This is a genomic window from Bartonella sp. EBT8, from assembly GCF_055796165.1.
In genome coordinates this window covers 1-16,254 of sequence record NZ_JBTTDJ010000011.1, presented here as the reverse complement: position 1 = coordinate 16,254, position 16,254 = coordinate 1, and the positions used below count along the sequence as shown (strand labels likewise).

The 16,254-nt window shown below is 38.1% G+C and carries 12 protein-coding genes; 7 read left to right on the top strand and 5 right to left on the bottom strand.

What is annotated here, in order from left to right; all coding sequences use genetic code 11:
* Positions 1–34: 34 nt before the first annotated feature.
* The 4 genes from AC0QT4_RS06830 to uvrA form a co-directional block, all read right to left on the bottom strand.
* On the bottom strand, positions 35–583 hold the full coding sequence (locus AC0QT4_RS06830) for a hypothetical protein (protein ID WP_473200973.1): 549 nt from the start codon (positions 581–583) through the stop codon (positions 35–37).
* A gap of 156 nt (positions 584–739) precedes the next feature.
* The gene (glnA, locus tag AC0QT4_RS06825) at positions 740–2,149 is read right to left on the bottom strand and encodes a type I glutamate--ammonia ligase (RefSeq protein WP_473200972.1); all 1,410 of its coding nucleotides are present in this window, start codon (positions 2,147–2,149) and stop codon (positions 740–742) included.
* A gap of 59 nt (positions 2,150–2,208) precedes the next feature.
* Positions 2,209–2,547 (bottom strand): P-II family nitrogen regulator, encoded by a 339-nt coding sequence (locus tag AC0QT4_RS06820; protein WP_473200971.1) that lies wholly within the window; start codon positions 2,545–2,547, stop codon positions 2,209–2,211.
* Positions 2,548–2,841: 294 nt separating this feature from the next.
* Positions 2,842–5,742 carry an excinuclease ABC subunit UvrA gene (uvrA, locus tag AC0QT4_RS06815; RefSeq protein ID WP_473200970.1) on the bottom strand — a complete coding sequence of 967 codons (2,901 nt, stop codon included), beginning with the start codon at positions 5,740–5,742 and terminating at the stop codon, positions 2,842–2,844.
* A 325-nt stretch (positions 5,743–6,067) separates the two neighbouring features.
* Here uvrA and ssb point away from each other — a divergent pair, with 325 nt between their 5' ends.
* From ssb to AC0QT4_RS06780, 7 genes are all read left to right on the top strand, one after another.
* Positions 6,068–6,583, top strand: a complete 516-nt coding sequence (gene ssb, locus AC0QT4_RS06810) for a single-stranded DNA-binding protein (protein WP_473200969.1) — start codon at positions 6,068–6,070, stop codon at positions 6,581–6,583.
* Positions 6,584–6,822: 239 nt separating this feature from the next.
* On the top strand, positions 6,823–9,603 hold the full coding sequence (gyrA, locus tag AC0QT4_RS06805; RefSeq protein WP_473200968.1) for a DNA gyrase subunit A: 2,781 nt from the start codon (positions 6,823–6,825) through the stop codon (positions 9,601–9,603).
* A 24-nt stretch (positions 9,604–9,627) separates the two neighbouring features.
* A complete protein-coding gene (gene coaD / locus AC0QT4_RS06800) occupies positions 9,628–10,146 on the top strand; it encodes a pantetheine-phosphate adenylyltransferase (protein ID WP_473200967.1) in 519 nt (172 codons plus the stop codon).
* On the top strand, positions 10,136–10,729 hold the full coding sequence (locus AC0QT4_RS06795) for a peptidylprolyl isomerase (protein ID WP_473200966.1): 594 nt from the start codon (positions 10,136–10,138) through the stop codon (positions 10,727–10,729). Before coaD ends, AC0QT4_RS06795 begins: the two co-directional genes overlap by 11 nt.
* Positions 10,730–10,748: 19 nt before the next feature.
* On the top strand, positions 10,749–11,261 hold the full coding sequence (locus AC0QT4_RS06790; RefSeq protein WP_473200965.1) for a peptidylprolyl isomerase: 513 nt from the start codon (positions 10,749–10,751) through the stop codon (positions 11,259–11,261).
* 864 nt (positions 11,262–12,125) lie between these two features.
* Positions 12,126–13,244 carry a tRNA guanosine(34) transglycosylase Tgt gene (gene tgt / locus AC0QT4_RS06785; protein WP_473200964.1) on the top strand — a complete coding sequence of 373 codons (1,119 nt, stop codon included), beginning with the start codon at positions 12,126–12,128 and terminating at the stop codon, positions 13,242–13,244.
* Between the two features lie 716 nt (positions 13,245–13,960).
* On the top strand, positions 13,961–15,163 hold the full coding sequence (locus tag AC0QT4_RS06780) for an MFS transporter (protein ID WP_473200963.1): 1,203 nt from the start codon (positions 13,961–13,963) through the stop codon (positions 15,161–15,163).
* A gap of 76 nt (positions 15,164–15,239) precedes the next feature.
* On the opposite strand, the gene AC0QT4_RS06775 is transcribed toward AC0QT4_RS06780, so the two are convergent.
* The coding region (locus AC0QT4_RS06775; protein ID WP_473200962.1) for a tyrosine-type recombinase/integrase at positions 15,240–16,254 on the bottom strand (1,015 nt) is incomplete at its 5' end.

Sequence of the window (16,254 nt, the reverse complement as noted above, 5' to 3'; positions counted from 1 at the left end):
AAAAGTTTTCTTTTATTTATACGCACCATTTTTCTTAATCAGAGTATTTTGTAATTTTCTGGGGATTGACTTTTATTTTTTCCAGTCCTGGGAATGCTTCATTGGTAATGTTTAAGATTGCTTCATCATTACCACGAATAAAATACCAATGGTTGTTGTCAAGAAGTGCAATAACCTCAGTTTGAATAGCGCACTTTTTTCCAGAATTTGTTGTGGTGACAAATTCTACAGGTATAACAAAATAAGGGATACCATTATCAAGTTCTCCTTCACGTTTTTGTTTTTGGTCGATGTGAATACTCTCAATTTTATAATTTTCTGCCAACCGTTCTATTTGGCTTCTCATGATTTGTTGGAATTGTGATTTACTGAAATTTTTCTTGGCAGTTAAGCTATTGATGATTTGGGGAGGAATTGCGTTTAAGATAGCATTCGCATCAGCATTTTGAATTGCTTTGCTGTAAGCAAAAGCTGCTTTTTCAAGGTCTATAAGTCTTTGATTTGTAATTTTAGAAGCTTGAGTTGTAGAGATCATAAAGGCAATGCATAAAAAAATGGGAAAGAGGAGATAAATTCGTCGCATTAGAAACCTTATTAATTGATTTGAATGAATTCAAGTTAGACTTATAAAGGAAAAGTACAGAAGCAAAAAGCCAGTTGTGTTTTCTGATGAGGAGAATATCCACAAAAATGAAGGATGAATCCTTCATTTTTAGTCAAAAGAATAACTGATTATTCTTTAAACAGAATAATACATATCGAATTCGACAGGATGAGGCGTTGTTTCATAACGCAAAACTTCTTGCATTTTTATTTGAATGAAAGAATTAATTTGATCATCGTCAAAAACATCGCCAGCTTTCAAAAAGCTACGATCTTTATCAAGTGCTTCAAGTGCTTCGCGTAGACTTCCTGAAACTGTAGGAACTTCTTTGAGCTCTTTTAAGGGAAGATCATAAAGATCTTTATCCATAGCCTGTCCAGGATGAATTTTATTTTTGATTCCATCAAGACCAGCCATTAAGAGTGCTGCAAATGCTAAATAAGGATTTGCTGTTGGATCTGGAAAACGCACTTCTACACGTTTTGAATTTGGCGAATGACTCATTGGAATTCGGCAAGATGCAGAACGATTGCGTGCAGAATAAGCAAGAAGAACAGGCGCTTCATAACCAGGCACTAAACGCTTATAGGAGTTTGTTGATGGATTGGTAAAAGCGTTAATTGCTTTTGCGTGCTTAATGACACCACCTATAAAAAATAAGCAGGTTTCTGATAGTCCAGCATATTCATTCCCTGCAAAAATTGGTTTACCATCTTTCCAAATAGACATGTGAACATGCATGCCTGAGCCATTATCACCAAAAACTGGTTTTGGCATGAAAGTTGCTGTTTTTCCATAGCTGTTTGCTGTTTGATGAACAACATATTTAAAAATTTGCATCTTGTCGGCTTCACGAACAAGCGTATCAAAGCGAATACCTAATTCATGCTGTCCTGCTGCCACTTCGTGATGATGCTTCTCAACACGAACGCCCATATCTTTGAGTGCCGTGAGCATTTCAGAGCGCATGTCTTGGCAAGAATCGAGTGGGGGAACAGGAAGATAACCACCCTTCATTCGTGGACGATGGCCAAGATTTCCCATCTCATATTCCGTATCATCATTGGAGGGAAATTCACTTGAATCCAGTTTAAATCCAGTATTATAGGGATCCGTTTTATAGCGTACATCATCAAAGATAAAAAATTCCGCTTCTGGACCTATATTGATTGTATCGCCAATTCCTAAAGATTTCATATATACTTCAGCTCTTTTGGCGATAGAACGAGGGTCTCTACGATAAAATTCTCCAGAAACAGGATCAAGCACATCACAAAAGAGGACTAAAGTGGATTGTGCAAAAAAAGGATCAATATGTGCTGTTTCTGGATCTGGCATTAAGACCATGTCCGATTCATTAATTGTTTTCCATCCGGAAATTGAAGAACCATCAAACATAACACCATCGCTAAATGTATCTTCACTGATTTCTGCGATATCCATTGTGACGTGATGCAACTTTCCACGCGGATCGGTAAAACGTAAATCGACAAAACGAATTTCGTTATCTGTAATTTGTTTGATAATGTCTGATGCGGTTGTCATATCCAATTTCCTTATGTGGGATTGAGGTGAATAAAAAAGGTAAAATTTGTTATCATTTATTAAAGGGCATCGATTCCGGATTCGTCAGTACCTATACGAATGGCATCATCAATGGAAAAAACAAATATTTTCCCATCGCCGATATGTTTTGTTTGAGCTGCTTTACGTATTGCGTCAACGGTTTGCTCCAACTTTTCATCGGCAACAACAATTTCAATTTTTACTTTAGGTAGAAAATCAACAACATATTGAGCACCACGATAAAGTTCTGTATGTTCTTTTTGACGACCAAAACCTTTAGCTTCTGTGACTGTAATACCATGTAATCCAATTTTTTGAAGCGCTTCTTTCACTTCATCAAGTTTGAAGGGTTTTATAATGGCTTCAATTTTTTTCATGCTGAAATTATCTCCAACGTTATTTGGTCTTTTTAGACTGCATCACATTATATTGACAACTATAAGATGTCCAACAGATACTTTGTGCACAGAAAGTCAAAAATTCTTTCATTTTATGTCTTGTTTGGAAAAGTTTCGTTTGTGGTATAAAATGGAAAGTTGTCGTTCTTTGAAAAAAGTCTATAAAGCTTGTTAGAGAGTAAAAATAATACAATAATATAAGAGATATTTGGTTCTTTATTATGCCAATTATGCCACATATTTTTTATAAGAGGAGCAGTGTTAGAAGGAGTCCTATAAAGGTTGGCGCAGTAAAATTTCTTTCAGAAATTTTCCCGTATAAGAAGCTGGAATCTGAATAATATCTTCAGGACGTCCAACTGCAACGATTTCACCACCACGGTCTCCACCCTCTGGTCCTAAATCAATAATCCAGTCGGCTGTTTTTATAACTTCAAGATTATGTTCAATCACGACAACTGTATTGCCTTGTTCGACGAGTTCATGCAGAACTTCGAGGAGTTTAGAAATATCATGAAAATGTAAACCCGTTGTTGGTTCATCCAAAATATACAATGTACGCCCTGTTGTTTTGCGTGAAAGTTCTTTAGCAAGTTTTACACGTTGAGCTTCACCACCAGAAAGTGTTGTAGCTTGTTGTCCTAATTTGATATAGCCAAGACCAACTTTACTGAGGGTTTTTATTTTGTTGTGAATGGTAGGAACAGCTTGAAAAAATTCTTCAGCCCTTTCGATCGTCATATCCAAAATATCAGCGATAGACTGCTCTTTGAATTTTACTTCAAGTGTTTCTCTATTATAACGTTTTCCTTGGCAGACATCGCAAGTAACGTAAACATCAGGGAGAAAGTGCATTTCAATTTTGATGACTCCATCCCCTTGACATGCTTCACACCGTCCTCCTTTGACATTAAATGAAAAACGTCCTGCTTGATAACCACGGGCTTTTGATTCTGGGAGTTCGGAAAACCATTCGCGGATTGGCGTAAATGCGCCTGTATAGGTTGCTGGATTAGAGCGTGGGGTGCGTCCAATAGGCGCTTGGTTGATATCAATGACCTTGTCAAGAAATTCCAATCCTTCAATTTTGTCATAGCTTGCGGGGCTATGATAACTTCCCATGATATGGTGTGATGCAGCTTTAAAAAGAGTTTCAATAAGGAATGTTGATTTTCCTCCGCCTGAGACACCAGTTATGCATGTGAAGGTTCCAAGAGGGATATCAGCACTAATATTTTTGAGGTTATTCCCTCGAGCTCCGATGATTTTAAGTTTTTTCGACTTTGCTATTTTGCGTCGTTGAGCAGGTAGTGGAATAGCCATTTTCCCTGAAAGATATTGTCCTGTGAGAGAAGATACATTTTCTATAATTTCCTGTGGTGTACCTTGCGCTATAATTTCTCCTCCATGAACGCCTGCGGCAGGGCCCATATCAACGACATGATCTGCAGTAAGAATGGCATCTTCATCATGTTCAACAACAATAACTGTATTACCAAGATTACGCAGATGGTGCAGCATTTTCAGAAGACGTTCATTATCGCGTTGGTGTAAACCAATAGAGGGTTCATCTAAAATATAAAGGACGCCTGTAAGTCCAGATCCAATTTGGGATGCTAATCGAATACGTTGACTTTCACCCCCTGAAAGAGTGCCTGAATTTCGAGATAAGGTAAGATATTCCAGTCCTACATGATTTAAAAAAGCTAAGCGTTCACGAATTTCTTTTAAAATACGCACTGCGATGTTACGTTGTTTTTCGGTCAGATGTTGATGAATATGAGCAAACCAATCATCTGCTTTTGAAATGGAAAGTTCTGATATTTGCCCAATATGCATTCCGTGGATTTTTACAGCTAACGCTTCTGGTTTTAGACGATAGCCATGACAAGCTGGACAAGCTGAAGAAGACATATAACGTTCGATTTCTTCACGGGACCATGGAGAATCGGTTTCTTTCCATCGTCGCTCCATATTGGGGATAATCCCTTCAAAGTGTTGAATCCTTTTATATGATCCTGAATCATTTTTATAAATAAAGGAGATTTCTTTGTTTTTTGTACCATAGAGAATAGCGTGTTGTGCCTCATTTGAGAGTACACACCATTGATCCGTAAGTTTAAATCCGTAAACTTTGCCTAATGCTTCTAAGGTTTGGCTATAGTATAATGAAGATAATTTAGACCAAGGAGCAATTGCACCATCTTTTAAGGCAAGATTTTTATTTGGTATGATTTTTATCGGATCTACAGCTTTTTTGATACCAAGTCCGTCGCAAAGAGGACAAGCACCAAAAGGATTGTTGAATGAAAATAAACGTGGTTCAATTTCGGGGATAGAAAATCCAGAGATGGGACAAGAAAACTTTTCTGAAAAGATAAGCCGTTTGTGTGTTTCATTTTTCGATTTATGAGCAGATTCTTTTGAGGTTTCGTTTTGTGCTAAGGGCTGGTCAGCCATTTCAGCAACTGCAATTCCATCTGCTAGTCGTAAACAGGTTTCTATACTGTCAGCTAGGCGAGAGGTAATATCATCACGCACGACAATGCGATCTACTACGACATCTATATCATGTTTATATTTTTTATCGAGAGGAGGAATATCAGGAATTTCATAAAATTTTCCATCAACTTTAGCACGTTGAAATCCTTTTTTTAAAAGTTCTGTCAGTTCTTTTTTATATTCTCCCTTTCGTCCTCGGACGAGAGGTGCCATAATGAAAATTCGTGTATCTTCTGGTAAGGACATAATTTGATCAACCATTTGGCTTACCGTTTGGCTTTCAATAGGAAGTCCTGTAGCAGGAGAATGAGGAACGCCAATACGTGCGAAGAGAAGGCGCATGTAATCGTGGATTTCAGTGACGGTTCCTACCGTTGAGCGAGGGTTGCGACTGGTTGTTTTTTGTTCAATAGATATCGCTGGAGAAAGACCATCTATGCGGTCGACGTCTGGTTTTTGCATAACTTCCAGAAATTGACGCGCGTAGGCAGAGAGACTTTCAACATAACGCCGTTGACCTTCAGCATAAATTGTATCAAAAGCTAAAGATGATTTTCCTGACCCAGAAAGCCCAGTGATAACAATCAGTTTGTCCCGCGGAAGATCAAGATCAATATTCTTAAGATTATGCTCACGCGCGCCGCGAATGGATATGTATTTTTGATGAGTCATGTTTTATCCTTAGCATATACAAAAATTGAGCATCTAAAATAGAATAAAACTGTTTTCTGGAATTACAATGCATTTCATTGCTTAACAAAGATAAAGCAGACTTGTCTTGTGGAAAGAAAAATATAAAGAACAATTTTTTATTCTCTGAATGATGGAATAAACTATGCGTGATTGTTATCTTTTGTTATAATCATAAAATGTAACCTTTTAAGAAGGATAGCAAAGTCTACATTGAAGGTCAATTGCAGATATGCAAATGAAAAGGTGGTAATGACTGCTATACAACAAAGATTGTTTTGCAAATTAAGATTTTGGAGTTCATGCAATGGCTGGTAGCCTTAATAAAGTTATTTTGATTGGTAATCTTGGTGCAGATCCTGAAATTCGCCGTTTGAATTCTGGTGATCAAGTGGCGAATTTGCGTATTGCTACTTCAGAAAGTTGGCGTGATCGTAATACAAATGAGCGTAAGGAACGCACAGAGTGGCATAGTATCGTTATTTTTAACGAAAACCTTATCAGAATTGTGGAGCAATATTTAAAAAAAGGGAGCAAAATCTATATTGAAGGTCAGTTGCAAACACGCAAATGGCAAGATCAAAATGGCAATGATCGCTATACAACAGAGGTTGTTTTGCAAAAATATCGTGGTGAATTGCAAATGCTTGATGGGCGTGGTGCTGGTGGAGAGCAAATGCAAGGAGCAAATCAGTCGAGCGGAAATTATGGTAGTGGTAGTTTTGGTGACAGTAGCTCGGGTCAGAGGGACAATTTTGGTCAAAACAATAATCAAGCAAGAGAAGACTTTTCGCACAAATTAGATGATGATGTTCCTTTTTGAGGGCTCTCCAACAGTGTTGTTTTTTCTTCGTTTGTTTCTTTTCAGTTATTTGTTTTAGTTTTTTAAAGTTTAAAGAAGCGAGATCTTGTATCTTTTATCCGTAATTTTTAATACAAATAAATAACATGTTGAAAATTATTGTTAAATTTCTACCTTTGTTGCGGGAGAGGAATTAGCATTTTGGCGCTTTTTTCGCTATAAAAGGGTAAAGTGATTCTTTATTTGAAAGTCTTGAAGCTGTGACCGATCTTACTCCACTACAAGAACGTGATGTGCTAACCGGCATAGAGCCCATCAGCATTATTGATGAAATGCAACGCTCTTATCTCGATTATGCGATGAGCGTGATTGTTTCCCGTGCACTTCCTGATGTCCGTGATGGACTGAAGCCCGTTCATCGGCGGATTCTTCATGCTATGAATGAGATGGGGCTTTCTTTCAACAAGTCTTATCGCAAATCTGCCGGTGTTGTTGGTGAGGTTATGGGGAAATTCCATCCTCATGGTGATGCTTCGATTTATGATGCATTGGTGCGTATGGCACAGGACTTTTCTTTGCGAAATCCATTGATTGATGGGCAAGGAAATTTTGGTTCTGTTGATGGTGATCCGCCTGCAGCAATGCGTTATACAGAATGTCGTTTAGAAAAAGTTTCCGAAGAACTTTTAGCTGATATTGATAAAGATACCGTTGATTTTCAGGATAATTATGATGGGCGTGAGCGTGAACCCGTCGTTTTACCGGCGCGTTTTCCTAATCTTTTGGTTAACGGATCAGGTGGTATTGCCGTGGGAATGGCAACCAATATTCCGCCCCATAATCTTGGAGAAGTTGTTGATGGTTGTATCGCCTTGATTGATAATCCAGACATAACACTTGATGAGATCATCCAAATTATTCCTGGTCCTGATTTTCCTACCGGTGGTATTATTCTTGGCCATTCCGGTATTCGTTCAGCTTATGAAACAGGACGCGGTTCGGTTATTATGCGTGCTAAGGTTGATATTGAAGAAATTCGCAATGGTCGGCAAGCAATTATTGTAAGTGAAATACCTTATCAGGTTAATAAAGCAACCATGATTGAAAAAATGGCTGAATTGGTGCGTGATAAACGTATCGAAGGAATTTCCGATTTGCGTGATGAGTCTGATCGTGATGGCTATCGCGTTGTTATCGAGCTTAAGAAGGATGTTGTAGCAGAGATCGTTTTGAATCAATTATATCGTTATACGCCCCTGCAAACTTCCTTTGGTTGTAATATGGTTGCGTTGAATGGAGGAAAACCTGAACAAATGACGTTGCTTGATATGCTTCGTGCATTTGTTTCTTTCCGAGAAGACGTTGTAAGTCGGCGAACAAAATATCTTTTGCGTAAAGCGCGTGAGCGTGCCCATGTTTTGGTTGGTCTTGCGCTTGCTGTTGCCAATATTGATGAAATTATAGCGCTCATTCGTAAAGCTCCTGATCCACAGACAGCGCGTACACAATTAATGGAGCGGCGCTGGCCAGCTTTTGATGTGGCACCTTTAATTAAACTTATTGATGATCCTCGTCATATTATTCATGATGATGGTACTTATAATTTATCTGAAGAACAGGCGCGTGCTATTTTAGAATTGCGTTTGCAAAGATTAACGGCACTTGGACGTGATGAAATTGCAGATGAATTGAATAAAATTGGTGTGGATATTACCGATTATCTCGATATTTTGGCATCTCGTTCACGTATCATGGGGATTGTTAAGGAGGAATTAAGAGCTCTTCGTGAGGAGTTTGCAACACCACGACGGACTATCTTTGGCTTTGGGAGCGCTGAGATGGATAGTGAAGATCTGATTGCTCCAGAAGATATGGTGGTAACGGTTAGTCATAGTGGCTATATTAAGCGTGTGCCTCTCAATACATATCGTGCGCAGCGCCGCGGTGGTAAAGGACGTTCTGGTATGTCTACCAAGGATGAGGATTTTGTAACGCGATTATTTGTTGTTAATACCCATACACCAGTTCTTTTCTTTTCATCGCGTGGAATTGTTTACAAGGAAAAAGTTTGGCGTTTACCCCTTGGTACGCCGCAATCGCGTGGGCGTGCGCTTATTAATCTGCTTCCTTTACAGCAGGGTGAGCGCATAACAACGATTATGCCTTTGCCAGAAGATGAAGCGCATTGGAGTACATTAGACATTATGTTTGCAACGACGCGTGGAACTGTCCGTCGTAATAAATTATCAGATTTTGTTCAGGTTAATCGGAATGGCAAAATTGCTATGAAGCTTGATGAAGAAGGAGATGAGATTCTTTCTGTCGAGACTTGTACAGAACATGATGATGTTGTTTTAACAACGGCTAATGGACAATGTATTCGTTTTCCAGTTGTTGATGTTCGTGTTTTTGTAGGACGTAATTCGGTGGGGGTTCGTGGTATTAATTTGGCTGATGGTGATAAGGTTATTTCGATGACGATCTTAGAGCATGTTGAGGCGACTTCCTTTGAACGTTCTGCTTACATTAAACGGGTGGTGAGTGAACGGCGTGCTGCTGGTGCCGATGCTGAAGATATTGTAACTCTTGATGAAGAAGATGAGGGAAATGAAACGGAGTTAACAGACGAGCGCTATGCAGAACTTAATGCGCGCGAACAAATGCTTTTAACAGTGAGTGAGTTTGGTTATGGAAAACGATCTTCCTCATATGAATTTCGAGTTTCTGGACGCGGTGGAAAAGGGATTCGTGCAACAGATCCTTCTAAAACAGCTGGAATTGGTAAATTAATAGCGGCTTTTCCGGTGAAAGCGCAAGATCAAATTATGTTGGTCTCAGACGGTGGGCAGCTCATTCGTGTTCCTGTGGAGGGGATTCGTATAGCTGGCCGTTCGACGAAAGGGGTCACAATCTTCAATACAGCTGAGGGTGAAAAAGTCGTATCGGTTGAACGTATTTCTGAATCTGAAGATGATGATAACCAATTAGATGATGCAGCTGAGAAATCTCCTGATACAGTTGGTGTGAGCACAGAAAAATAGTTCTTAAGGGGGCGAAGTGAAACGATGAAAATTGCTCTTTATGCTGGTTCCTTTGATCCTCTTACAAATGGTCATCTTGATGTTTTGCGGGGCAGTTTCATTTTGGCTGATAAGGTGATTGTAGCTATAGGTGTGCAGGCTAAAAAAAAACCACTTTTTAGTTTTGAAGAGCGGGTTGATTTAATTACTGAGGTAGGGAAAGATTTGTTAAATGTAGGTCCTGATCGGTTGCAAGTTCTCTCATTTGATGCTCTTTTAATTGATAAGGCTCGAGAAATTGGTGCTTCATTTCTTATTCGCGGATTACGTGATGGTACTGACCTTGATTATGAAATGCAAATGGCGGGGATGAATGCTTTCATGGCTCCTGAATTGCAAACAGTTTTTTTGCCGGCAAGCGTTTCTGGACGCGTCATTACTTCTACATTGGTGCGTCAAGTTGCTTCTATGGGAGGCGATGTGGCGTCCTTCGTGCCTGCAAATATTGCAAAAGCTTTGCGCTTAAAATTTCAATCTTCAAAGGAATATGATTATGTATCTTAGAGTTTTTGCTCTTTTGACATGTCTTTTTTGTTTTTTTTCGTTGAGTGCTGTCGCGAGAGATTCTAACATAACCGATGATGCAAATGTTCTTATTTTATCTCTTAAAAATGGTGATGTGATTATTCGTCTGCGTCCTGATCTTGCACCTAAACACGTTTTACAAATCAAAAGGTTAACAAAGGAAGGTGCATACAATAATGTTGTCTTTCACCGTGTTATTCCAGGTTTTATGGCACAAACTGGTGATGTTCAATTTGGAAAAAAGGGGAGTGCAGACTTTGATGCTAAACGCGTTGGGAGAGGCGCCTCAAATTATCCCAATGTACCAGCAGAATTTTCAAGTCAGCCATTTAAGCGTGGGACCGTTGGAATGGCGCGTGCACAAGATCAAAATTCCGCGAATTCTCAATTCTTTATTTGTTTTGATGATGCTCCTTTTTTGAACGGTCAGTATACTGTTGTTGGAGAGGTTATAAAAGGTATGGACGTTGTTGATCAAATTAAAAAAGGCACCAGAAGTAATAATGGATCGGTAAAAAATCCTGATGTTATTAATGCTGCTACTTTACAAGCTGATAGATAAGACAAAGGAGTTTAGCCATATGTCCGAAATGAGAGATTTAGAAAATACCTTAATTCTTGAAACAACAAAGGGGAAAGTTTTTATTGGGCTTTTTGCTGATTTAGCACCTGGGCACGTTGCACGTATTAAAGAACTTGTCCGTGAAGGTGCTTATGATAATGTTATTTTTCATCGCGTTATTGATGGTTTTATGGCTCAAACGGGGGATGTACAATTTGGAAAAAAGGATGGGACAGAATTTAATTTATCACGTGCGGGTATGGGAAGTTCAGCGAAACCTAATTTGACAGCAGAGTTTTCAAATCTTTCTCATAAGCGTGGTACAGTTTCTATGGCACGTAGCCAGAATCCAAATTCTGCTAATTCACAGTTTTTTATTTGCTTTGCTGATGCTCCTTGGCTTGATCGCCAATATTCTATATGGGGACAAGTGATTGAAGGTATGGAAAATGTCGATAAAATTAAGCGTGGTGAGCCTGTTATAGAGCCTGATATAATTCTTAAAGCTACAATTGCTGCCGATACGAAATAATATAATTATATCGATTTCAATTTTAAGAGCCTTAAGTGAAGATATTCCAGTCTGATTGTTGTCTCAAATATGATAAAGATCAACTGTTACAGCTTAAATCCATAAGGGGATTCTAAGCCTATGCGTTCTCTTCGCATTAAGTTTCGTTATCTGTAAGTTTTATCGGTTTTGCTGGAGGGCTTTTTTGCTGTTGTTGGTGATAGGAGTACGTTCAAGGTTGGATAATTAATGGTCGTACTGCTGGCTTACAAGCAGAGCATGAATGACTGATTTCATTATTTTAATTATACAGAGTTCATTACTTTTTGCAGTTGTTCTATGGTTTATCTTTGTGTTTTGAATTTTATATTTTTATGTAAGTGGATTTAGGAAGGCAATGCTCTAGAATAATGCTTTGTATTGAAAATCGTTTAAAAGAAGATGAGAAGGTTTCTGTGTTGATTTCTTCTGAGTTTGTTTAATGAAGGAAGACTTAAAGTTTAAGTGTTACGATGGTGAGTTGTGATGAGATATTTTGTTGTTATTTGCTGCTCTTATAATGCTTAATGCTCATTTTTTACTGAACTATATTGGCATGAAAATATAAGGCCGTTATTTTTTTGGCAACGGCTCTAGAACTGCGGTGGATAGAAATATAACGCCTACATTGTTGGTATATCGAATATTATTGGGAAATGAGACTATCATTTTACCTATGATAATTGTTTGATAACAAAATTTCATTTACTCTGTTAAATTCTTTTATGCTGATTACAATATTAAGAGAATCGAAGATTAATCCATTAAGCTTATGATGATGTCTTAAGAAAAGCCATAGCTTTTCTTAAGACAATGTGAGTTTGTAGAATCAAAAAGACAAGAGTGATGATAAAGACATTTCATTATAAAAAAATTGCTCAAGATGGGTGTGCACGTCGTGGTGAAATTATAACGGGTCGTGGGAGTGTTCGTACACCAGCATTTATGCCCGTTGGAACGGCAGGAACTGTGAAAGCTATGTATATGGATCAGATACGTGCTCTTGGTGCAGATATCATTTTGGGCAATACTTATCATTTAATGTTGCGTCCGGGAGCAGAGCGTGTTGCTCGTTTAGGAGGTTTGCATGAATTTTCACGCTGGTCTGGACCTATTTTAACCGATTCTGGCGGATTTCAAGTTATGTCGTTGGCGGGAATTCGTAAAATTACAGAACAAAATGTTATTTTTCGTTCTTACATTAATGGCGCATACTATGAGATGAGTCCAGAGCGTTCTATCGAAATTCAAGGGCTTCTTAATTCTGATATTCAGATGCAGTTGGATCAATGTATTGCACTGCCGGCAAGTGAAAAAGAAATAGAAGCTGCTATGGAACTTTCATTGCGGTGGGCCGAGCGTTGTAAAACAGTTTTTGGTGATCAGCCAGACAAAGCACTGTTCGGTATTGTTCAGGGTGGTGATAATATGAAACTGCGTGAACGTTCTGCACAAGCGTTAAAAGAGATGGATTTGAAAGGCTATGCTATTGGGGGACTTGCTGTTGGCGAACCACAGAGTGTTATGACAGCCGTTTTGGATGTGACTTGTCCAATTTTACCAGAGGATAAACCACGTTATCTTATGGGGGTGGGAACGCCTGATGATATTTTACAAAGTGTTGCTCGTGGTATTGATATGTTTGATTGTGTTATGCCAACCCGTGCAGGACGTCATGGTTTAGCTTTTACACGTTTTGGTAGAATTAATTTGCGTAATGCGCGTTATGCAGAGGATCCACATCCTCTTGATCCACAGTCTCTTTGTCCTGCTGCATATGATTATAGCTGTGCTTATTTGCATCATTTGATTAAATCCGGTGAGTCTCTTGGTGGTATGTTATTGACTTGGAATAATCTCTTTTATTATCAGCAGCTTATGCAAGGAATTCGTGAGGCTATTGAAGAAGGATGTTATAGTGATTTTTGTGCTGAAACACGTGCTTTATGGATGCAAGGACGCTAAAGCGTTGATTGCAATGAACGCATCTGTCTTTTTTCATGTTGCTTAATCTGTTTTGTATTAAAGGCTTTTGCTAAAAATGAAGCTAAAAGTGCTTTTTAGAAATATAAAGTTGTATTGATCTAAAATAAACGTGCAGTTTATTGGTATATATTTTCTTTGTAACTGTAAAAGTAAACCGAAACTTTTACTCCGGTACGCACTACCTGATCCGGAGAAAAACAGTTTGTTTCTGTTTCTGATGACTGTTTAGATCAACAATGTTAATGAGGAGTTAGCGAACCTTTAAGGAAGTATGAAAATTGCGTTTTTATAGGGTTATTTGTATTTTTTATCCTTAAACAGTGAAGTCATAAAAACGGCCGTCTTATTAAGCAGGAAATATAAAGGTGTTTTTGTCTGAATTGAAGATTTGAAAAACACAAAAGATTAACACTTTAAAGTGTTGGCTTATTTTATTCTAATAATGATATTTTCATAACTAAAGTTTTATTTACGTTACAGAATGTTGCAGATAGTATCCAGCTAAAAAAACAAATTCTATTTATTAAAGAGATATTTTATGTCACACCAAAAGAAAAATAAAAGCATTTTTGTTTTTGTTGTGGAAGGTGTTTGAATTGTGTCATTGGAAATTTTTAAGCATAAATATAAGAAGGTCCTAAGTTCATTTATACGCTATATTACAAATTTCATGATTAAAATATCACTCTATAGAAATGAAGAAGATGAGGAATTCTCATAGAGAAAGCATTTTTGCGTTAAGAATTGATTTGAGAACACGGTGTTTAGCAATTTTAGCTCTTGCGGTGGGGAGTTTTGCTATTGGTACTGCAGAATTTGTAGCTATGGGTTTGCAACCGGAAATGGCACGAAGCTCATCTGTTGATATTCCTACAGCGGGTCAATATATTTCTGCTTATGCATTGGGTGTTGTGATTGGGGCGCCTCTTTTAGCTGTTGCGACAGCTCAGTTATCACGCAAAACTGTATTGATAGGATTAATGTTTTTTTATGCACTGGCAAATATTACAAGTGCTTTTTTTTCTGATTTTAGCACATTAGTAGCGTTGCGGTTTATTAGTGGTCTTCCACATGGCATCTATTTCGGTCTTGCAACTCTCGTTGCAGCTTCAATGGTGGAAATGAATGAACGGTCCAAAGCTGTCGGGTATGTTATGCTTGGTTTAACGATTGCGACTGTTTTTGGAGCACCTAGTGCAACGTGGATTGGTCAACTTGTTGGTTGGCAGAGTGCTTTTGTTCTTGTAGGTGCGATTGCTTTATTATGTTGTTTGCTTGTTTGGAAATTTTTACCTTCTGGTTTGGATCGTTCAAAAACAAGTCCTCTACGTGAACTTGGTGCATTACGGCAAAAGCAGGTTTGGTTTCTTTTGATGATGGTTTCTGTTGGAGCATCAGGATTATTTTCTGTTTTTACTTATATTAAGTCAACATTAATGCATATTGCTGGTGTTTCGCTTGATTTTGTGCCATTTATTATGCCGTTAGTTGGATTAGGTATGGTAATAGGGAATCTTTTTGGACCTAAATTTGCAGTAAAAATAGGTCTTTCACCATTGATATTTTTTTCGATGTTTTGGAGCACGTTTGTTTTTTTTCTTTTTTTCTTCTTATCACATACTCCGTTAACAGCAGCATTAGGATGTTTTTTTGTTGGTACTTCTTTTGCCGCTATGCCTTCTATACAAACAAAGATTATGGATGTCTCTCTTCATGGACAAATTTTGGCAGGAGCATTAATGCAGTCTGCTTTTAATATTGCTAATGCTCTTGGAGCAGAATCTGGAGCATGGGTTTTGAGATTGGGCTATAGTTATGAATATACCGCTATTGTTGGGGGTATTTTAACTTTATGCGGATTACTGATTTTTTGCTTCTCATGGTGGAAATTTGGATGAAATAAAATCAAATAATTATGCCTAATGTAAGGGATTGGTCTGTTATTGATTCTATTACGTTTTTTTGCCCCTATCCCTAACTTTTTTGAAGCTTTTTTATCGCTTCAAGGGCAAGTTTTTTACGATCTGCGCTTTTGGTATAAAGAGATGCCATATTGTCATCTGTCCATCCAAAGATTGCTTTGAGTTGTGAGACTGTTGCACCTGAGTTAGCAGCACGTGTTGCTGCTAATTTCCTCAAGCCATGGGCTGATTTTTTGATACCTGCTTTGATACAGGAATTACGAAATAAAACCCCAAAGCTTTCTTTGGGTATTTTGTTTCCACGTCTACCACAAATGAATGTTTCTTCTCCAATAGGACCAATTTTAAGGGTTTCTGCTAATTCAGGCAAAATAGGAAGAAAAACATCTGTTTTAAATTGGCTCTTTTCTGTTTTAAGATGAATGATATTCTCTTTCACATCTTTCCAACCAATGCGAACGGCATCACCACGGCGCAAACCCGTGTACAGAAGGACATCAATCCAAACACGTTCATGGGTTCCTAAAGCCCATTTTTGATAATATTTCTCAACATCTTCTTCTGTCCAAACAGGAAATCCCTCTTTATTTTTAAGAGTAGGTCTTTTGATTCCTAATGCTGGATTGTCTTCTAAAAGACCTTGATCAATTGCCCAATTAAAAAGACCATTAAGTGATTTTAGAAAATCTCTAGCCATTCCAGGTGTTTCTTTACGTCGTTCAACACCGGCTATAATATGTTTCTTTTCGATTGCTTTATATGGAATATTCCCTATGGAATCGCATACCTTCATAAGGATGGATTCTTTTTGTCTTTTCGTAGCTTTAGCAAAGCTATGCCAATTGGAGCTGTTAAAATATTGTTTAAGCAGCCATGCAAAAGAACCTTCAACAAGTTTCCCTGGCTTGGATTTAGGAAGGATAAGTCCTTGTAATTGGGCAAGGGCGCTTTTGTAATTGTCGACAAACTCTTGCGTTCCATAGGTTCCTCGTACTCTAATACGTTTCCCATGACCAATACGCACATACCATATAATTTTACCATGGCGTGTGATTTCTTTAACAAGA

Bases quoted from the DNA above. Each gene is read 5' to 3' on its own strand.
- AC0QT4_RS06820 (WP_473200971.1), bottom strand. From the start codon at position 2,547: ATGAAAAAAATTGAAGCCATTATAAAACCCTTCAAACTTGATGAAGTG.
- AC0QT4_RS06795 (WP_473200966.1), top strand. From the start codon at position 10,136: ATGTATCTTAGAGTTTTTGCTCTTTTGACATGTCTTTTTTGTTTTTTT.
- uvrA (WP_473200970.1), bottom strand. From the start codon at position 5,742: ATGACTCATCAAAAATACATATCCATTCGCGGCGCGCGTGAGCATAAT.
- AC0QT4_RS06790 (WP_473200965.1), top strand. From the start codon at position 10,749: ATGTCCGAAATGAGAGATTTAGAAAATACCTTAATTCTTGAAACAACA.
- ssb (WP_473200969.1), top strand. From the start codon at position 6,068: ATGGCTGGTAGCCTTAATAAAGTTATTTTGATTGGTAATCTTGGTGCA.
- AC0QT4_RS06780 (WP_473200963.1), top strand. From the start codon at position 13,961: ATGAAGAAGATGAGGAATTCTCATAGAGAAAGCATTTTTGCGTTAAGA.
- coaD (WP_473200967.1), top strand. From the start codon at position 9,628: ATGAAAATTGCTCTTTATGCTGGTTCCTTTGATCCTCTTACAAATGGT.
- AC0QT4_RS06830 (WP_473200973.1), bottom strand. From the start codon at position 583: ATGCGACGAATTTATCTCCTCTTTCCCATTTTTTTATGCATTGCCTTT.
- tgt (WP_473200964.1), top strand. From the start codon at position 12,126: ATGATAAAGACATTTCATTATAAAAAAATTGCTCAAGATGGGTGTGCA.
- glnA (WP_473200972.1), bottom strand. From the start codon at position 2,149: ATGACAACCGCATCAGACATTATCAAACAAATTACAGATAACGAAATT.